This is a genomic window from Paraburkholderia sp. BR10936, from assembly GCF_040965735.1.
Lineage (GTDB): Bacteria > Pseudomonadota > Gammaproteobacteria > Burkholderiales > Burkholderiaceae > Paraburkholderia > Paraburkholderia nodosa_A.
Genome location: NZ_JBFRCM010000003.1, coordinates 176,923 through 195,584, shown reverse-complemented (window position 1 = coordinate 195,584; position 18,662 = coordinate 176,923). Strand labels below are relative to the sequence as shown.

The following is an 18,662-nucleotide window of genomic DNA, read 5'->3' as shown; positions in this document are numbered from 1 at the left end:
TTAATCATTGGATCGCGCCCCAGCCTCGCGATTACGCTAGTTGGATCGAGGCTTCACGACAAAAGAGGCACACCCATGGGCGAGACACATCGAAACGAAGCCGGCGTCCGCATGCTGACCCACTTCGTCAACGGCAAGCCGCTGGCGGGAACGAGCGAGCGTCATGGCGACGTTTTCAATCCGGCGTTCGGCAAAGTGAGCGCGCGCGTGCCGCTCGCCACCGTGGCGGAGGTCGACGCCGCCGTTGCCGCCGCGCAGGCAGCCTTTCCCGCGTGGGCGGAAATGGCGCCCATCAAGCGCGCGCGCATTCTCTTCAAGTTCAAGGATCTGCTCGACCAGCATCACGACGAACTCGCCGAACTCATTACGCGCGAACACGGCAAGGTGTTCTCCGACGCCAAGGGCGAGGTGATGCGCGGCATCGAGGTGGTCGAGTTCGCGTGCGGCATTCCCAATCTGCTGAAGACCGATTTCACCGACCAGATCGGCGGGGGCATCGACAACTGGAATCTGCGCCAGCCGCTGGGCGTCGTCGCCGGCATCACGCCGTTCAACTTCCCGATGATGGTGCCGTGCTGGATGTTCCCGATCGCGCTCGCGTGCGGCAACACGTTCGTGCTGAAGCCTTCGGAGCGCGATCCTTCCGCTTCGGTGCGGCTTGCCGAACTGCTCAAGGAAGCGGGGCTGCCCGACGGCGTGTTCAACGTCGTGCATGGCGACAAGGTGGCCGTGGACGCGCTGCTTGCGCATCCGGACGTCACCGCGCTGTCGTTCGTCGGCTCGACGCCGATTGCGGAGTACATCTACACGGAAGGCACGAGACACGGCAAGCGTGTGCAGGCGCTGGGCGGCGCGAAGAATCACCTCGTCGTGATGCCCGACGCGGACCTCGACCAGGCCGTCGACGCGCTGATCGGTGCGGCCTATGGCTCGGCCGGCGAGCGCTGCATGGCGATTTCGGTGGCGGTGGCCGTGGGCCATATCGCCGACGAACTCGTCGAGCGGCTCTCGCCGCGCGTGAAGGCGCTGCAGATCGGCAGCGGCATGGACGGCGCCTCGGAAATGGGGCCGCTCGTCACGGGCGTACATCGCGCGAAAGTGCAGGGCTATATCGAGGCCGGCGTGGCGGCGGGCGCGAAGCTCGTCGTGGACGGGCGCGGCCACAAGGTGGATGGTCATGAGGAGGGCTTCTTCCTCGGCGGCACGCTGTTCGACGACGTGAAGACCGACATGACGATCTACAAGGAAGAGATCTTCGGTCCGGTGCTGTCGGTCGTGCGCGTGCCCGATTTCGCGAGCGCCGTCGAGTTGATCAACGCACACGAATTCGCCAACGGCGTGTCGTGCTACACCTCGGACGGCGGCGTCGCGCGCGCCTTCTCGCGCCAGATCAAGGTGGGCATGGTCGGCATCAACGTGCCGATTCCGGTGCCGATGGCGTGGCACTCGTTCGGCGGCTGGAAGCGCTCGCTGTTCGGCGACCACCATGCCTACGGCGAGGAAGGCGTGCGCTTCTATACACGCTACAAGAGCATCATGCAACGCTGGCCTGACAGCATCGCCAAGGGCGCGGAGTTCACCATGCCGGTGGCGAAGTAGGCGGCCGGGAGCCGGGCGGTTCGAAAGGAATCCGAAGCGTTCGATGCCGTCCGGCGCAGTAATCGCAGTCCATAAATACAACATAAAGAGAGCAGTCATCGCTGGAGACACATCATGCCTGCACCGAGCGAAGCTCAGGCCGCGCGCCGCCTCGAAGGCGAATTCGACTACGTGATCGTTGGCGCGGGCACCGCGGGCTGCGTGCTCGCGAATCGCCTGACCGAAGACGCGGACGTTTCCGTCCTGCTCATCGAGGCGGGCGGCGCGGACGACTATCACTGGATCCACATTCCCGTGGGCTACCTGTATTGCATCGGCAATCCGCGCACGGACTGGCTCTACAAGACCGCCGCCGAAAAAGGCCTCAACGGCCGCTCGCTTTCGTACCCGCGCGGGCGCGTGCTGGGCGGTTCGTCGTCGATCAACGGCATGATCTACATGCGCGGCCAGCGCGAAGACTACGACAACTGGGCGCGCGAGACCGGCGATTCCGGCTGGTCGTGGGACAGCGTGCTGCCCGTGTTCCGCCGCAGCGAAGATCATCACGGCGGCGCGAGCGAGTTTCACGGCGCGGGTGGCCAATGGCGCGTGGAGAAGCAGCGTCTGTGCTGGCAGATTCTCGAATCGTTCGCGCACGCCGCGCAGGAGCAGGGCATTGCCGCCACCGACGACTTCAATCGCGGCGACAACAGCGGCGTGGGCTATTTCGAAGTGAACCAGAAGCGCGGCGTGCGCTGGAATGCGTCGAAGGCGTTCTTGCGTGCGGCGATGAAGCGGCCCAACCTCACGGTCGTCACCGGCGCGCTCACGCAGCGGGTGATCTTCGAAGGCAAGCGCTGCGTGGGCGTGGAGTATCGCGGCGACGTCGACTACGTCGCGCGGGCACGTTGTGAAGTGATCCTGAGCGCCGGTGCCGTGAATTCGCCGCAATTGCTCGAGCTTTCCGGCATTGGCGACGCTGCCCGGCTCGCGCAGCTCGGCATTGGCGTCGTGCAGGATCTGCGCGGTGTGGGCGAGAACCTTCAGGACCATCTGCAATTGCGCATGGCGTTTCGCGTGAACGGCGTGCGTACGCTCAACACGGCCTCCGCGCACTGGTGGGGCAAGCTGATGATCGGCATGCAGTACGCGTTCTTCCAGAGCGGGCCCATGTCGATGGCGCCCTCGCAGCTCGGCGCATTCGCGAAATCGGACCCGAGCGATCCCACGCTCACGCGGCCCGACCTCCAGTATCACGTGCAGCCGCTTTCGCTCGACCGCTTCGGCGAGCCGCTGCATCGCTTCAACGCGTTCACCGCCTCGGTGTGCAACCTGCGGCCCACGTCGCGCGGCAGCATCCACGCCGTGTCGGCGGACCCGTCGCAGCCGCCTGCGATCGCGCCCAATTATCTGTCGACCGATCGCGACCTGCGCGTGGCGGCCAACGCGATACGGCTCACGCGGCGCATCGCGGCTTCGGGCGCGCTCGCGCGCTACCAGCCGCATGAGATTCTGCCGGGGCTTGCGTTCCAGACTGAGGAGCAACTGCGCGAGGCGGCGGCCAACGTCGGCACGACGATTTTTCATCCCGTCGGCACCTGCCGCATGGGCCGCGCCGACGACCCCGACGCTGTGGTCGACGCGCGCCTGCGTGTGCGCGGCGTGGAGGGCCTGCGCGTGGTGGACGCCTCGGTCATGCCGACCATTACATCGGGAAACACGAATTCGCCGACGCTGATGATCGCGGAGCGCGCCGCCGAGATGCTGCGCGCCGACCGCCGCGAGGGTGCGCGTGCGCAAACGGAGGCCGCCGCCGGTGTCACGCTGACGACCGCCTGAGGGCATGGAGCGACGCGCAAGATAGCGTCGATTCGAAGACTATGTGGGACGAGAGCGCAAGCGCTTCCGCTCGCGTGCTTTTGTACGGCTGTGAGTTTCGGGTTTGCGGTGATCGTGCGCCTAACGTGTAGGCATCTTTCATCGTACTGTCGTCAACTTCCGGTCGTAATGTTCGCTGTCCTTGTGGCGCTCCCTTAAGTGCAAATCCCAATGATTGCGCTGCATCATTGGCGAGACAATGACGCGAAAGTCGGCAGGCGCGCGTTGCGCGCATCGGGAGGCGCGCCGCCACGTCCGCGCCGGACCTCACCGTGCACCACGAGTCACGGACGGTCTGCAGTGTTACGCCTTACCACGCTCGGAAGGGGACATGATTCTCGGCGACACGATTCTGGAGACGCGCGACCTCACGAAACAGTTCAAGGGCTTTACGGCCGTGAACGGCGTGAACCTGCGCGTGTGCCGCGGCTCGATCCATGCACTGATCGGACCGAACGGCGCAGGCAAGACCACCTGCTTCAATCTCCTCACCAAATTCCTCGTGCCCAGCGCGGGGCGCATCGTTTTCAACGGCATCGACATTACGCATGAGCGGCCCGCGCAGATCGCGCGGCGCGGCATCATCCGCTCGTTCCAGATTTCGGCTGTGTTTCCGCACCTCACGGCGCTCCAGAACGTGCGCGTGGGGCTGCAGCGCTCGCTCGGCACCGCCTACCACTTCTGGAAGAGCGAACGCACGCTCGCTGAGCTCAACGATCGTGCGATGGATCTGCTCACGCAGGTGGGCCTCACCGATTTCGCCGATGTGCCCACGGTCGAGCTCGCCTATGGCCGCAAGCGCGCGCTGGAAATCGCCACGACGCTCGCGATGGAGCCCGAGCTGATGCTGCTCGACGAACCGACCCAGGGCATGGGCCACGAAGACGTGGACCGCGTGACGGCGCTCATCAAGAAAGTATCGAGCGGGCGCACGATCCTCATGGTCGAGCACAACATGAACGTGATTGCCGGCATTTCCGACACCATCACGGTGCTTCAGCGCGGCGAGGTGCTCGCCGAAGGCAGCTACGCCGAAGTCTCGAAGAACCCGCTCGTCGCCGAGGCCTATATGGGCAGTGCGGACGCAGCCCTTACGGGGGCGCACGCATGAATACGGTCACCGAACGCGAGACGACTGCGGCCGCCGGCGCGACCGAGAGCGCGAAGGCGCTGGAGATTGCGGGGCTGCAGGCGTGGTATGGCGAGTCGCACATCCTGCACGGCGTGGATCTGTCCGTCGGGCGCGGCGAGGTCGTGACACTGCTCGGGCGCAACGGCGCGGGGCGCACGACGACGCTGCGCGCCATCATGGGGCTCACCGGCCGGCGCACGGGCTCGATCCGGATTGGCGGGCGCGAGACCATCCAGATGCCCACCTATCGCATCGCGCACTGCGGCGTGGGGTATTGCCCCGAGGAACGCGGCATTTTCGCGAGCCTCTCGTGCGAAGAGAATCTGCTCCTGCCGCCGCACATCGGCACGAAAGGGGCGAAGTTGGCGCAGGGCATGTCGCTCGACGAGATCTACGCGATGTTTCCCAATCTCGCCGAACGGCGCAACAGCCAGGGCACACGGCTTTCCGGTGGCGAGCAGCAGATGCTCGCCGTGGCGCGCATCCTGCGCACGGGCGCGAACCTGCTGCTGCTCGACGAGATATCCGAAGGGCTGGCGCCGGTGATCGTTCAAACGCTCGCGCGCATGATCCTCACGCTGAAGTCGCGCGGCTACACGATCGTGATGGTCGAGCAGAACTTCCGCTTTGCGGCGCCGCTCGCGGACCGCTTTTACGTGATGGAGCACGGGCGTATCGTCGAGCACTTCGGCACTGCCGAACTCGAGGGAAAGATGCCGGTGCTGCACGACCTGCTGGGCGTTTAATTTTTTTGATCTGGTTTTGCGCGCGACGTGAGCGTGAGATGAGCGCCGCGCGAATCGCTTTGCCTCCGATGTTCATGGAGTATTCCTGATAATTACGCAACCAAGGAAGGAGACTGCAATGAAGAAAACCACGTTCGCGCGGCTCGCGGGCCTTTTTGCCGCCTCGGCAGCTGCGATGGCGTTCAGCGCGGGGAGCGCGCAGGCCGCCGACGACGCGGTGAAGATCGGCTTCATCACGGACATGTCCGGCCTTTACGCCGACGACGACGGCCAGGGCGGCCTCACGGCGATCAAGATGGCGGTCGCGGACTTCGGCGGCAAGGTGCTCGGCAAGCCGATCCAGATCGAGTACGCCGATCACCAGAACAAGGCCGATATCGCCGCTTCGAAGGCGCGCGAATGGTTCGACCGTGACGGGCTCACCATGCTGCTCGGCGGCACGAACTCGGCGACGGCGCTGGCGATGAACCAGGTCGCGCAAGAGAAGAAGAAGGTGTACTTCAACACGGGCGCGGGCACGGACGCCCTGACGAACGAGCAGTGCACGCCGTACACGGTCCACTACGGCTATGACACGGTCGCGCTCGCGAAGGGCACGGGCCTCGCGGTGCTCAAGCAGGGCGGCAAGAGCTGGTTCTTCCTGACCGCAGACTACGCGTTCGGCAAGTCGCTCGAGAAGAACACCGCGGACGTCGTGAAGGCGAACGGCGGTCAGGTGCTCGGCGAAGTACGCCATCCGCTCTCGGCGTCGGACTTCTCGTCGTTCCTGCTGCAGGCGCAAGCCTCGAAGGCGCAGATCCTCGGCCTCGCGAACGCGGGTGGCGACACGGTCAACGCGATCAAGGCCGCGAAGGAATTCGGCATCAACAAGACGATGAAGACCGCGGCGCTGCTGATGTTCCTGCCCGACGTGCACAGCCTTGGGCTCGACACCACGCAGGGCCTCGTGCTGACGACCGGCTGGTACTGGGACCAGAACGACGACACGCGCAAGTGGGCGCAGCGCTACTTCGACCAGACGAAGAAGATGCCGTCCGAACTGCAGGCGGCTGACTATTCGGCGGTGACGAACTATCTGAAAGCGGTGCAGGCGGCCGGCACGACGGACTCCGACAAGGTCATGGAGCAGCTCAAGAAGACCAAGGTCAACGACTTCTATACCAAGGGCGGCTACATCCGCCAGGACGGCGTGCTGATCCACGACATGTATCTCGTCGAGGTGAAGAAGCCGTCCGAGTCGAAGAAGCCGTGGGACTACTACAAGGTGCTGCAGACGATCCCGGGCGAGCAGGCCTATACGACGAAGCAAGAGAGCAAGTGCGCGCTGTGGAAGTGAGCGCGCGCGCGTAAATGCTGCAGTCGGATGCCGCGCCCGGCGCCCCGAGGTGGGTGCGCCGGGCGCGGCATGATTGCGTAATCCGTTAATGCATTCATGGCGGCTCTCATGACGATTTTTGGCATTCCGCTTCCGGCAATGCTGAGCCAGTTGCTGCTCGGGCTCGTGAACGGCTCGTTCTACGCGATCCTGAGCCTCGGTCTCGCAGTGATCTTCGGCATGCTCAACGTGATCAACTTCGCCCACGGCGCGTTGTTCATGCTGGGCGCGATGCTCACGTGGATGGGGCTCGCGTACTTCGATCTGCCGTACTGGGCGATGCTCGTCGTCGCTCCACTCGTGGTCGGCCTGTTCGGCGTCGTGATCGAGCGCTCCATGCTGCGCTGGCTTTATAAGCTCGATCATCTGTACGGACTCCTGCTCACTTTCGGCCTCACGCTCGTGGTGGAGGGCGTGTTCCGCTCGATCTACGGCTCGTCGGGGCAGCCCTATGATGTGCCCGGCCTGCTCGCCGGCGCGACCAATCTCGGCTTCATGTATTTGCCCAACTACCGCGCCTGGGTGGTGGTGGCTTCGCTTGCCGTGTGTTTCGCGACCTGGTTCGTAATCGAAAAAACACGCCTTGGCGCGTATCTGCGCGCGGGCACAGAGAACCCCAAGCTCGTCGAGGCGTTCGGCATCAACGTGCCGCTCATGATCACGCTCACTTACGGCTTCGGCGTCGCACTCGCGGCGTTTGCGGGCGTGCTCGCCGCGCCCGTGATCCAGGTCTCGCCGCTCATGGGCCAGCCGATGATCATCACTGTGTTCGCCGTGGTCGTGATCGGCGGCATGGGCTCGATCATGGGCTCGATCCTCACAGGCCTCATGCTCGGCGTGATCGAAGGCTTCACGCGGGTGTTCTGGCCCGAGGCCTCCGCGACTGTGGTGTTCGTAATCATGGCGATCGTGCTGCTGATTCGCCCCGCTGGTCTCTTCGGCAAGGAACGATGATGCAAAGAAAAGCGCTCTATGGTTTGTTGCTGATCGGGCTGATCGTCGCGCCGTTCGCCGGCGCCTATCCGCTCTTCGTGATGAAGGTGCTCTGCTTCGCCCTGTTCGCCGCGGCGTTCAACCTGCTGATCGGCTACACGGGCCTGCTTTCGTTCGGCCATGCGATGTTTCTCGCGAGCGCGGGCTACACGGCAGGCTACGCGATCCAGTCGCTCAACTTCACGCCCGAGGTGGGCGTGCTCGCGGGCACGGCGGTGGCCACCGTCCTCGGGCTCGTGGTAGGCATTTTCGCGATTCGCCGGCAGGGCATCTACTTCTCCATGGTCACGCTCGCGCTCGCGCAAATGGTCTACTTCGTGTTCCTGCAGGCGCCGTTCACGCACGGCGAAGACGGTCTGCAAGGCGTGCCGCGCGGCAAGCTGTTCGGCGTGCTTTCGCTCGGTTCCGATCTCTCGCTCTACTACGTCGTGCTCGTCGTGATGGTGCTCGCGTTCGGTCTGATCGTGCGCATCGTGCATTCGCCGTTCGGGCAGGTACTCGTGGCGATCAAGGAGAACGAGCCGCGCGCCGTCTCGCTCGGCTACGACACCGACCGCTTCAAGCTGCTCGCGTTCGTGTTGTCGGCGGGGCTCGCGGGTCTGGCCGGCGCGCTCAAGGTGCTCGTACTCGGCTTCGAGACGCTCGGCGACGCGTACTGGACCATGTCCGGCCTCGTGATCCTCATGACGCTCGTGGGCGGCATGGGCACGCTGTTCGGGCCGCTGCTCGGCGCGACGCTGATCGTCGCGCTGGAGGACCGGCTGGGCGACATCGGCACGGCGCTCGCGAGAGGGACGGGCGTGGAGTGGTTCCGCTCACTCGGTGAGTCCACAACGATCGTCACGGGCATCATCTTCATTGCCTGCGTGCTGGCGTTCCGGCGCGGCATAGTCGGCGAGGTCGTGGCGCGCGTGCGGCCCTTGCGCGCTTGACGAACTGGCGTGCCAGGACTGCTCTGCACTGCGATAGAATGATCGCCGGTCGGCGCGAGCTGGCATAGCCCGCGCAAGGACGTCGCGCTGCGGCATCCCGCAGCGCCCCGTTGTGCGACAAACCTGCGGCGCCACGCCCCATTTCGGTGCCGCACTGCACCACTAGGGTAAATGCTAGTTGCTGCAGAGGGGGGTGAAGTTTAAAGTTGCGCTTAGTTCTGATGCACCGAATTTGCAGGTGGAGAACGAGGAGACAACTGAGGCACCAAGTGCCCGGACAAGGAAGCGCTGTTGGATGAGAGTCCAACAGCGCTTTTTATATTTCTACGCCTGTTTTCAACGGCGAGCCGATTATCTTTTTTCCGCTGCGAGGCATGCGACTTACGCACCTTCGCACGCACCGATTATCCCTTCCCGTATTACGCAAATCAGGCCGCGCGGCAGCACTTTGCCCACTGCACAAGCGTTTGCGCATTACGCAAAAGGCGCGCGCAATCCTGCTCACTGTAAGCAGATGGAAAGCGCTTGCCATCCGAATACGCAGACCGCTACACTCGCCAATCACCGACCATGCGGTCAGCATTTTTGCGTTGATTTCCCGCAGACGATTATCGGTTGGACTATGAGGTGATCGGCCGCGGTGCGCCACAAATCCGTAGCAATAAAGAAAACGAATATAGAAGGAGTGGAGATGCAGTTGGTTTTGCGTTGGATGGGGGCGGCTTGCGTCGCGACCGGGGTGCTCGCGGCGACGGCCGGCGGGGCGTATGCAGAGGTGAAGATCGGAGTGACGCTGTCGGCGACGGGGCCGGCTGCCTCGCTCGGGATTCCGGAAAAGAACACGGTTGCGCTGCTGCCGAAGGAAATCGCGGGCCAGAAAGTCGATTACATCGTGCTCGACGACGCCACCGATTCCACGCAGGCGGTGAAGAACGCGCGCAAGCTCACAAGCGAAGATCACGTCGACGCCTTGATCGGCTCGACTGTCGTGCCGAACTCGCTCGCCATGATCGACGTGGCCGCGGAAACGTCCACGCCGATGATCTCGATGGCCGCAGCGGCCTCCATCGTCGAACCGATGGAGGCCAAGCGCTCGTGGGTCTTCAAGACGCCGCAGAACGACGCGCTGATGGCCGGCGCCATCGCGCAGCACATGGCCGCGCACGGCGTGAAGACGGTGGCCTTCATCGGCTTCGCAGACGCCTATGGCGAGAGCTGGTACAAGGAATTCAGCGCGGCCGCTTCGAAACAGAACATCAAGGTTGTCGCGAACGAACGCTTCGCGCGTAACGATGCCTCGGTCACGGGCCAGGTGCTCAAGATGATCTCGCAGCACCCCGACGCGGTGCTCATCGCGGGTGCGGGCACGCCGGCCGCGCTGCCGCAGAAAACGCTCAAGGAGCGCGGCTACGCGGGCAAGTACTACCAGACCCACGGCGTGGCCAACAACGACTTCCTGCGCGTGTGCGGCAAGGACTGCGACGGCACATACCTACCGGCAGGGCCGCTGCTCGTCGCCGATCAATTGCCTGACTCGAATCCCGTGAAGCAATCGGCGCTTGCGTACAAGGCCGCGTATGAAAAGGCCTATGGCGCAGGCTCGATTTCGACGTTCGGCGGTCACGCGTGGGACGCGGGCCTCCTGCTCCAGCACGCGATTCCGGTCGCGCTGAAAGCGGGTCAGCCGGGCTCGAAGGCCTTCCGCGAAGCGCTGCGCGCCGCGCTTGAAAACTCGCACGACGTGGCAGGCGCGCACGGCATCTTCACCATGAGCGCGACGGACCACGCGGGTCTCGACCAGCGTGCCCGCGTGATGGTGGAGATCGTCGGCGGCAAGTGGAAACTCGCCGGCGATTGAGCGCCGGTTGAATGACGCACGAAACACGAAAAAGGCACGCTCGATCGAGGTGCCTTTTTTGTTGCCGTGACAACGGCTTTGCAGCAGTAGGGGAGCAGTCGACAAAGCGGAGAGCGCCCCCTGGCGGGCGGCGGCTTGTGCGGCGCCGCAGGCAGGGAAAACCATGCATTACACGCGCGATCCCGATTACTACACTCAAAGGCCGGCGCCGATTCACGAACATACTAGTAATCGGCGCAGGATCAATCGACAACACGCAGACCAAGCGTTTGGAGACGCGCAATGAAAACGAAGAAGTGGGTATTGAGCTCGATTAGTGCCGGACTCGCAGCGGCGCTGATGGGCACGGCGGGCATCGCCGCCGCGCAGGTGAAGATTGGCGTGACGCTCTCGGCAACGGGGCCGGCCGCGTCGCTCGGCATTCCCGAGAAGAACACCATCGCGCTGCTGCCCAAGGAGATCGCGGGCAAGAGCGTGCAGTACATCGTGCTCGACGACGCCTCGGACACGAGCAAGGCCGTGCAGAACACGCACAAGCTGATCGACGAAGACCACGTGGACGCCATCATCGGCTCGTCGGTCACGCCGAACTCGCTCGCCATGCTCGACGTCGTCGCGCAGGGCAAGACGCCGATGATTTCGCTCGCCGCATCCGCCGCGATCGTCGAGCCGATCGACGCGAAGCGTCAGTGGGCCTTCAAGACGCCGCAGAACGACAGCCTGATGGCCGACGCGCTCGCGAGCTACATGGAGAAGCAGGGCGTGAAGACGGTGGGCTTCATCGGCTTCACCGACGCCTACGGCGACAGCTGGCTCAAGGAGTTCACCAGCGCGGCCGGCAAGCACAACCTCAAGATCGTGGCGAACGAGCGCTATAACCGCACCGACTCGTCGGTGACGGGCCAGGCCCTCAAGCTGATGTCGGCGAACCCCGATGCGATCCTGATCGCCGGTTCCGGCACGCCCGCGGCGCTGCCCGCGACCACGCTCAAGGATCGCGGCTACAAGGGCAAGATCTATCAGACGCACGGCGTGGCGAATAACGACTTCCTGCGCGTCTGCGGCAAGGATTGCGAAGGCGAGCTGCTGCCCGCAGGCCCGATTCTCGTGGCCGACCAGTTGCCCGATTCGAACCCCGTGAAGAAGTCGGCACTGACCTACAAGACGGCCTATGAGAAGGCCTATGGCGTTGGCACGGTGGCGACCTTCGGCGGTCATGCATGGGACGCCGGCCAGTTGCTCCAGCGCGCGATTCCGGTCGCGCTGAAGGCGGGCCAGCCGGGCACCGAGGCGTTCCGCGTGGCGCTGCGCGCCGCGCTCGAAAACTCGCAGGACGCGGCGGGCGCGCACGGCATCTTCAACATGAGCTCGACGGATCATGCGGGCCTCGACCAGCGCGCACGCGTGATCGTCGAGATCGTCAACAACAAGTGGAAGCTGCAGAGCGAATAACGTGCGGCGCACGGGAAAGCGCAGTGCGTTTTCCCGTGGAGCACGCGCGCGTTACAGCGTCATTCTGGCCACTGAGAATCACGTACGAGCATGACCGGTGCGCAGCTCCGTTGCTGCGCACCGGCTTTTCACAGCCGAAGGCCGAACCGCGCCTTCGGCGGTTCTTTCCCGCATTGCCGTTTTTCGACGCCGCTGTTTTTCCAGGTTCCAGAAGGTTTCAGGAAGAGGGGAGTATGGATTTATCGATCGCCGCGATCCTCGCGCAGGACGGCATCACCACCGGTGCGATCTATGCGCTGCTAGCGCTCGCCCTGGTGCTGGTGTTTTCCGTGACGCGGGTGATCTTCATTCCGCAGGGCGAATTCGTTTCATATGGCGCGCTCACGCTCGCCGCGCTGCAATCGCAGAAGTTTCCGGCCACCTGCTGGCTGCTCGTCGCGCTCGGTGCGGCGTGCTTCCTGGTCGAGACCGCCGGGCTCGTGCGTCACGCCGAACGGCGGCGCCACGCGGCGCGCACGCTCGTGACGCTTGCCGGCAAGTATCTGCTCTTTCCCATCGCGCTCTATGCGGTCACGCGCGGCGTAGCGAGCCAGCAGTTGCCGATGCTCGTACAGATCGCGCTCACGCTTGCGATCGTGGTGCCGATGGGGCCGTTCATCTATCGCCTCGCCTATGAGCCCATCGCCGAGGCGACCACGCTGCTGCTGCTGATCGTAGCGGTGGCCGTGCACTTCGCGATGGTGGGCCTCGGGCTCGTGATGTTCGGCGCGGAAGGCTCGCGCACGAACGCGTTCTCCGACGCCACGTTCAACATCGGCAGCCTGTCGATCTCGGGCCAAAGCCTCTGGGTGATCGGCACGGCCGCCGTGTTGATCGTCGCGCTGTATCTCTATTTCGATCGCACGATTTCGGGCAAGGCGCTGCGCGCGACCTCGGTGAACCGGCTCGGCGCGCGGCTCGTCGGCATCGGCACCACGCAGGCCGGGCGGCTCGCATTCACGCTCGCCGCGGGCCTCGGCGCGCTGTGCGGCATCCTCGTCTCGCCGCTCACCACCATCTACTACGACTCGGGCTTTCTGATCGGCCTCAAGGGCTTCGTAGGCGCCATTATCGGCGGCCTGGTGAGCTATCCGCTGGCTGCGGCAGGGTCCGTGCTCGTGGGCCTGCTGGAGTCTTACTCGTCGTTCTGGGCGAGCTCTTACAAGGAAGTGATCGTGTTCACGCTGATCATCCCGGTGCTGCTGTGGCGCTCGCTCTCGACGCCGCACGCCGAAGAGGAAGAGGAGTGACGCGATGAAACGATTCGTCATGCACAACCGCTTCTTCTGGCTGTTCCTCCTGGTGATGTTCGCGTTGCCGGTGCTGCCGCATCCGGTGCACGTGCCCGAGTACTGGATCACGCTGCTCAACTACATCGGCCTGTATTCGATCGTCGCGATCGGGCTCGTGCTGCTCACCGGCATCGGCGGGATGACGAGCTTCGGGCAGGCGGCTTTCGTCGGGCTCGGGGCTTACGCGACTGCTTATCTGACGACGCAGTACGGCGTTTCGCCCTGGTTGGCACTCATCGTCGGCGTGGTGATCACGGCGCTCGTGGCGCTCGTTCTGGGGCTCGTCACGATGCGTCTGTCGGGCCACTTCCTGCCGCTCGGCACGATCGCCTGGGGCCTCGCGCTGTTCTTCCTGTTCGGCAACCTCGACATGCTCGGCAAGTACGACGGCATCAACGGCATTCCCGTGCTGAACGTGCTGGGCATCGACCTCGAATCGGGCCGCCATATCTACTACCTGATCTGGGTCGTGGTGCTTGCGTCCGTGGTGTCCGTTCAGAATCTGCTTAATAGCCGCATGGGGCGCGCGATTCGCGCGCTGCGCGGCGGCGGCATGATGGCCGAGGCCATGGGCGTGAACACCGGCTGGATGCGTGTGGTGATCTTCGTCTATGCGGCCGTGCTCGCAGCCGTTTCGGGCTTCCTGTACGCGCACTTGCAGCGCGCGGTGAACCCGACGCCGTTCGGTCTGAATCACGGCATCGAATATCTCTTCATGGCCGTGGTGGGCGGCGTGGCGCACGTCTGGGGCGCAGTGCTGGGCGCGGCGATTCTCACCGTGCTGCAGGACTGGCTGCAAACCCTGCTGCCGAAGCTGCTTGGCGAGAACGGCAACTTCGAGATCATCGTGTTCGGCATTCTGATGGTGCTGCTGCTGCAATACGCGCGGCGCGGCGTCTGGCCGTTCGTGGCGCGCTTCTTCCCGCGTGGTCCGCAGGCACATGTGCCCGAGCATGCCGAGGCTTTGCCGCAGCGCAGCAAGCCGGCCACCGGCGAAATGCTGCTGACGGTGAACAAGGCGCGCAAGCAGTTCGGCGGTCTCGTGGCGGTGAACGACGTGAGCTTCGAAGTGAAGGCGGGGCAGATCATCGGCCTGATCGGTCCCAACGGTGCGGGCAAGTCGACGACCTTCAATCTCGTGACCGGCGTGCTTCAGCCGACCAGCGGTGAGATTACGTTCCGCGGCGAGCGCATCGACCGCCTCACTTCACGTGAAATCGTCGCGCGCGGTATTGGCCGCACGTTCCAGCACGTCAAGTTGCTGCCGACGATGACGGTGCTCGAGAACGTCGCCATCGGTGCGCATCTGCGGGGTCGCGCGGGCGTGCTGCGCAGCGTGGCCAAACTCAATGCCACGGAAGAGGGCAGGCTCATGAGCGAGGCCGCAAAGCAGATCCGTCGCGTGGGCCTCGAACAGCATATGTATGACGAAGCGGGCAGCCTCGCGCTCGGTCAGCAACGCATCCTCGAGATCGCCCGCGCGCTGTGCTGCGATCCGACCTTGCTGCTGCTCGACGAGCCTGCGGCTGGCCTGCGTTACAAGGAAAAGCAACAGTTGGCGGCATTGCTGCGCAAGCTGAGAGAAGAGGGGATGAGCGTGCTGCTGGTCGAACACGACATGGATTTCGTGATGAATCTCACCGACCGCCTCGTGGTGATGGAGTTCGGCACGCGTATCGCGGAAGGTTTGCCGCAAGAGGTGCAGAAGGATCCGGCCGTTCTGGAAGCGTATCTGGGCGGGGTGGAATGATGACGGCACCCGTACTGGAAGTTTCCGGACTCGCCGTTCGCTACGGCAAGATCGAGGCGCTGCACAAGGCGGCGATCAGGGTGGGCGCGGGGCAGATCGTCTCCGTGATCGGTCCCAACGGCGCGGGCAAGTCCACGCTGCTCAACGCCATCATGGGCGCGCTGCCCGTGACGGGACATGCGAGCGGCCGCATAGCTTATATGGGCGAGGAGATCGGCGCGCTGCCGATCGAGCGGCGCGTGGCGCGCGGCATGTGTCTCGTGCCGGAAAAGCGCGAGTTGTTCGCCTCGATGACGGTGGAGGACAACCTCGTGCTCGGCGCGTATCGCCGCAAGCGCGCCGGTGAGCGTAATTTCCTCGACCAGCTCGAACCCGTTTTCACGCTGTTTCCGCGCTTGAAAGAACGCCGCGCACAGGCGGCAGGCACGCTCTCGGGCGGCGAGCGCCAGATGCTCGCAGTCGGCCGCGCATTGATGGGCAAGCCCGATCTTCTGATGCTCGACGAGCCGAGCCTCGGTCTCGCACCGCTGATCGTGAAGGAAATCTTCCACATCATCAGCGCGCTGCGGCAAACGGGCGTCGCGACGCTGCTCATCGAGCAGAACGCGCGCGCTGCACTGCAGATTTCCGACTACGGCTACGTGCTGGAAACTGGCGACCTGGCGCTAGAAGGACCGGCGGGGGAGTTGGCGCAGAACCCGCGCGTGATCGAAACGTATCTCGGGTTGGCGAAGAAACCGGTCTGACTTCGTCTATCGCTGTAGAAATGAGCGGCGTGTTTCACGTGAAACACGCCGCTTTTTTTTGTTCAACGCCGGCGCGTCTGGGGAACAAAATTCGGGTGTGAACGGCCGAAAACCCGAAACCGTTATAATTCGCGCATACCACTTTTTCCGAGAAGGCTCACGCGGTCGTTTCGTCCTTGCGTGAGGTCCCGCCATGCTTTATCCCACAGAGTTTGACGTAATCGTCGTCGGCGGCGGTCACGCCGGAACCGAGGCTGCGCTTGCCGCCGCCCGCATGGGCGTCAAGACGCTCCTGCTCACGCACAACATCGAAACGCTGGGCCAGATGAGCTGCAATCCGTCGATTGGCGGCATTGGCAAGGGCCATCTGGTCAAGGAAGTCGATGCACTCGGCGGCGCCATGGCCGCTGCGACGGACGAGGGCGGGATCCAGTTCCGCATTCTCAATTCGTCCAAGGGCCCGGCGGTTCGGGCGACGCGCGCGCAGGCCGACCGCATTCTTTATAAGGCGGCGATCCGGCGACGTCTCGAGAATCAGCCGAATCTGTGGCTGTTCCAGCAGGCCGTGGAAGACCTGATGGTCGAAGGCGACCGCGTCGTAGGCGCCGTCACGCAGGTGGGCATCCGCTTCCGCAGTCGTGCAGTCGTGCTGACGGCGGGGACTTTCCTCGACGGCAAGATCCACGTGGGCCTGAACAACTACACGGGCGGCCGCGCTGGCGATCCCGCTGCCGTGACGCTCTCGTCGCGCCTGAAGGAGCTGAAGCTGCCGCAGGGCCGTCTCAAGACGGGCACGCCGCCGCGTATCGATGGCCGCACGATCGACTTTTCGGTGCTCGAAGAGCAGCCCGGCGACCTCGATCCGGTGCCGGTGTTCTCGTTTCTCGGCCGCGCGGAGCAGCATCCGCGCCAGATTCCGTGCTGGGTCACGCATACGAATGAGCGCACCCACGACATCATTCGCGGCGGTCTCGACCGCTCGCCGATGTACACGGGCGTGATCGAAGGGGTAGGGCCACGCTATTGCCCGTCCATCGAGGACAAGATTCATCGCTTCGCGTCCAAGGAATCGCACCAGATCTTCCTCGAACCGGAAGGCCTGACGACGAACGAGTTCTACCCCAACGGCATCTCCACGAGCCTGCCGTTCGATGTGCAGCTCGAGCTCGTGCACTCGATGCGCGGCCTCGAGCACGCGCACATCCTGCGTCCGGGCTACGCGATCGAATACGACTATTTCGACCCGCGCGGCCTCAAGGCTTCGCTCGAAACCAAGGTGATCAACGGCCTGTTTTTTGCGGGCCAGATCAACGGCACGACGGGCTATGAAGAAGCGGCAGCACAAGGCTTGCTCGCCGGCATGAACGCAGGCCTCCAGGTGCAGGGCAAGGACGCATGGTGCCCGCGCCGCGATCAGGCGTACCTCGGCGTGCTGGTCGACGATCTGGTGACGCGTGGCGTTTCCGAGCCGTATCGCATGTTCACGAGCCGAGCCGAATACCGCTTGAGCCTGCGTGAAGACAACGCGGATATGCGCCTGACGGAGATTGGCCGCGAACTGGGCGTGATTGACGACGTCCGTTGGGACGCCTTCTCCCGTAAGCGTGATGCTGTTTCACGTGAAACAGAGCGTCTGAAGTCGACGTGGGTGAACCCCAAGACGCTTTCGGCGGAAGAAGCGACGGCATTGCTCGGCAAGTCGATTGACCGCGAATACAACCTCGCGGACCTGCTGCGCCGCCCAGGTGTGAGCTATGACGGCGTTTGCGGTCTGCGCGAAGGCGCTTGTGCGCCGGAAACCCCGCTCGCCGAGGATGAAGTTTTGCTAGCCCAGATCAAGGAACAGATCGAAATCGGCATCAAATATCAGGGCTATATCGATCGTCAAGCCGACGAGATCGAACGCAACGGCGCGCAGGAAAATACCCGCCTGCCTGAAGGCATCGATTACGCGGAAGTGCGTGGCCTGTCGTTCGAGGCGCGCCAGAAGCTGAGCCAGTTCCGCCCTGAAACGATCGGCCAGGCGTCGCGCATTTCGGGCATTACGCCCGCCGCGATTTCGTTGCTGATGGTTCACCTCAAGCGTGGCCTTGGCCGCCGTCGCCAGAATCCGGGTGCTGCAGACGAAAGCGGCATCGACTCGACGCCGGTGGCGCAATGACGGGGCGCTCGAGGCAACCCGGCATTGCGGACCGCGACGCGCTCGCTCGTCTGCTGAAAGAGGGCGCTCAGGCGCTTGGCGTCGAGCTCACCGAGCGGCAGCACGAGCAGTTGCTCGACTACGTTGCGCTGCTCGCGAAGTGGAACGCCGTGTACAACCTCACGGCGATTCGCGATCCGCGCCAGATGCTGATCCAGCACATTCTCGATTCGCTCTCGATCGTGCCGCACCTGCCGGCGCGCGCCGACGCAACGGTGCTCGATGTCGGCTCCGGCGGCGGACTGCCCGGCATCGTGCTCGCGATCGTGCGTCCGGACTGGCAGGTCACGCTCAACGATATCGTGCAGAAGAAGTCGGCGTTCCAGTCGCAGGCGAAGGCTGAACTCGGACTCGCGAACCTCTCGGTGGTGACCGGCCGGGTCGAATCGCTGCGTCCCGGCATCGAAGTATCGAAAAAATTCGATTTGATCGTGTCTCGGGCATTCGCGGATCTCGCCGATTTCGTTACACTGGCCCGTCATCTCGTTGCCGAGGGTGGCGCGATCTGGGCCATGAAGGGTGTGCACCCCGAAGGCGAGATCGAGCGTCTGCCGGCCGGAACCCGGGCGCTGAACACGATCCGCCTGAGCGTGCCGATGCTCGATGCGGAGCGCCACTTGATCGAAGTGTCGGTTGAGTCGGTCGCCGCGGCCTGAGCCGATCCGGCGATGGCCAATCGGCCGAAAGGTGC

At 64.1% G+C, this 18,662-nt stretch carries 14 protein-coding genes; all 14 read left to right on the top strand.

Features of this window, described 5'->3' with window-relative positions; all coding sequences use genetic code 11:
• The first annotated feature begins 75 nt into the window (after positions 1-75).
• Positions 76-1,599: a CoA-acylating methylmalonate-semialdehyde dehydrogenase gene (locus AB4Y36_RS07380; RefSeq protein ID WP_368682645.1), complete on the top strand. Its 1,524-nt coding sequence runs from the start codon at positions 76-78 to the stop codon at positions 1,597-1,599.
• A 114-nt stretch (positions 1,600-1,713) separates the two neighbouring features.
• Entirely contained in the window at positions 1,714-3,417 is a 1,704-nt protein-coding gene (locus AB4Y36_RS07375) for a GMC family oxidoreductase (protein ID WP_368682644.1), read from the top strand.
• Positions 3,418-3,787: 370 nt separating this feature from the next.
• Positions 3,788-4,567, top strand: a complete 780-nt coding sequence (locus tag AB4Y36_RS07370; RefSeq protein WP_028203291.1) for an ABC transporter ATP-binding protein — start codon at positions 3,788-3,790, stop codon at positions 4,565-4,567.
• Complete coding sequence (locus AB4Y36_RS07365) at positions 4,564-5,334, top strand: ABC transporter ATP-binding protein (protein ID WP_069264471.1); 771 nt, start codon at positions 4,564-4,566, stop codon at positions 5,332-5,334. The genes AB4Y36_RS07370 and AB4Y36_RS07365 overlap by 4 nt, the downstream gene beginning before the upstream one ends.
• A 118-nt stretch (positions 5,335-5,452) precedes the next feature.
• Entirely contained in the window at positions 5,453-6,670 is a 1,218-nt protein-coding gene (locus AB4Y36_RS07360) for an ABC transporter substrate-binding protein (RefSeq protein ID WP_069264469.1), read from the top strand.
• A 108-nt stretch (positions 6,671-6,778) separates the two neighbouring features.
• On the top strand, positions 6,779-7,663 hold the full coding sequence (locus AB4Y36_RS07355) for a branched-chain amino acid ABC transporter permease (RefSeq protein ID WP_368603729.1): 885 nt from the start codon (positions 6,779-6,781) through the stop codon (positions 7,661-7,663).
• On the top strand, positions 7,663-8,634 hold the full coding sequence (locus AB4Y36_RS07350; RefSeq protein WP_069264465.1) for a branched-chain amino acid ABC transporter permease: 972 nt from the start codon (positions 7,663-7,665) through the stop codon (positions 8,632-8,634). Before AB4Y36_RS07355 ends, AB4Y36_RS07350 begins: the two co-directional genes overlap by 1 nt.
• A gap of 691 nt (positions 8,635-9,325) precedes the next feature.
• Complete coding sequence (locus tag AB4Y36_RS07345) at positions 9,326-10,492, top strand: ABC transporter substrate-binding protein (protein WP_368682643.1); 1,167 nt, start codon at positions 9,326-9,328, stop codon at positions 10,490-10,492.
• Positions 10,493-10,774: 282 nt separating this feature from the next.
• Entirely contained in the window at positions 10,775-11,944 is a 1,170-nt protein-coding gene (locus AB4Y36_RS07340) for an ABC transporter substrate-binding protein (RefSeq protein ID WP_368682642.1), read from the top strand.
• Positions 11,945-12,177: 233 nt separating this feature from the next.
• On the top strand, positions 12,178-13,233 hold the full coding sequence (locus AB4Y36_RS07335) for a branched-chain amino acid ABC transporter permease (RefSeq protein ID WP_069264458.1): 1,056 nt from the start codon (positions 12,178-12,180) through the stop codon (positions 13,231-13,233).
• A gap of 4 nt (positions 13,234-13,237) precedes the next feature.
• Positions 13,238-15,025 carry an ATP-binding cassette domain-containing protein gene (locus tag AB4Y36_RS07330; RefSeq protein ID WP_368682641.1) on the top strand — a complete coding sequence of 596 codons (1,788 nt, stop codon included), beginning with the start codon at positions 13,238-13,240 and terminating at the stop codon, positions 15,023-15,025.
• Positions 15,022-15,771 (top strand): ABC transporter ATP-binding protein, encoded by a 750-nt coding sequence (locus tag AB4Y36_RS07325; RefSeq protein WP_368603726.1) that lies wholly within the window; start codon positions 15,022-15,024, stop codon positions 15,769-15,771. Before AB4Y36_RS07330 ends, AB4Y36_RS07325 begins: the two co-directional genes overlap by 4 nt.
• Positions 15,772-15,964: 193 nt before the next feature.
• A complete protein-coding gene (mnmG, locus tag AB4Y36_RS07320; RefSeq protein ID WP_368682640.1) occupies positions 15,965-17,932 on the top strand; it encodes a tRNA uridine-5-carboxymethylaminomethyl(34) synthesis enzyme MnmG in 1,968 nt (655 codons plus the stop codon).
• Positions 17,929-18,627: a 16S rRNA (guanine(527)-N(7))-methyltransferase RsmG gene (gene rsmG, locus AB4Y36_RS07315; RefSeq protein ID WP_069264454.1), complete on the top strand. Its 699-nt coding sequence runs from the start codon at positions 17,929-17,931 to the stop codon at positions 18,625-18,627. The genes mnmG and rsmG overlap by 4 nt, the downstream gene beginning before the upstream one ends.
• Positions 18,628-18,662 lie beyond the last annotated feature (35 nt).

What these genes read in the sequence shown, in the direction of transcription:
- AB4Y36_RS07345 (WP_368682643.1), top strand. Translation starts at nt 9,326, where the DNA reads ATGCAGTTGGTTTTGCGTTGGATGGGGGCGGCTTGCGTCGCGACCGGG.
- mnmG (WP_368682640.1), top strand. Translation starts at nt 15,965, where the DNA reads ATGCTTTATCCCACAGAGTTTGACGTAATCGTCGTCGGCGGCGGTCAC.
- rsmG (WP_069264454.1), top strand. Translation starts at nt 17,929, where the DNA reads ATGACGGGGCGCTCGAGGCAACCCGGCATTGCGGACCGCGACGCGCTC.
- AB4Y36_RS07365 (WP_069264471.1), top strand. Translation starts at nt 4,564, where the DNA reads ATGAATACGGTCACCGAACGCGAGACGACTGCGGCCGCCGGCGCGACC.
- AB4Y36_RS07350 (WP_069264465.1), top strand. Translation starts at nt 7,663, where the DNA reads ATGCAAAGAAAAGCGCTCTATGGTTTGTTGCTGATCGGGCTGATCGTC.
- AB4Y36_RS07335 (WP_069264458.1), top strand. Translation starts at nt 12,178, where the DNA reads ATGGATTTATCGATCGCCGCGATCCTCGCGCAGGACGGCATCACCACC.
- AB4Y36_RS07325 (WP_368603726.1), top strand. Translation starts at nt 15,022, where the DNA reads ATGATGACGGCACCCGTACTGGAAGTTTCCGGACTCGCCGTTCGCTAC.
- AB4Y36_RS07375 (WP_368682644.1), top strand. Translation starts at nt 1,714, where the DNA reads ATGCCTGCACCGAGCGAAGCTCAGGCCGCGCGCCGCCTCGAAGGCGAA.
- AB4Y36_RS07380 (WP_368682645.1), top strand. Translation starts at nt 76, where the DNA reads ATGGGCGAGACACATCGAAACGAAGCCGGCGTCCGCATGCTGACCCAC.
- AB4Y36_RS07340 (WP_368682642.1), top strand. Translation starts at nt 10,775, where the DNA reads ATGAAAACGAAGAAGTGGGTATTGAGCTCGATTAGTGCCGGACTCGCA.
- AB4Y36_RS07360 (WP_069264469.1), top strand. Translation starts at nt 5,453, where the DNA reads ATGAAGAAAACCACGTTCGCGCGGCTCGCGGGCCTTTTTGCCGCCTCG.
- AB4Y36_RS07355 (WP_368603729.1), top strand. Translation starts at nt 6,779, where the DNA reads ATGACGATTTTTGGCATTCCGCTTCCGGCAATGCTGAGCCAGTTGCTG.
- AB4Y36_RS07370 (WP_028203291.1), top strand. Translation starts at nt 3,788, where the DNA reads ATGATTCTCGGCGACACGATTCTGGAGACGCGCGACCTCACGAAACAG.
- AB4Y36_RS07330 (WP_368682641.1), top strand. Translation starts at nt 13,238, where the DNA reads ATGAAACGATTCGTCATGCACAACCGCTTCTTCTGGCTGTTCCTCCTG.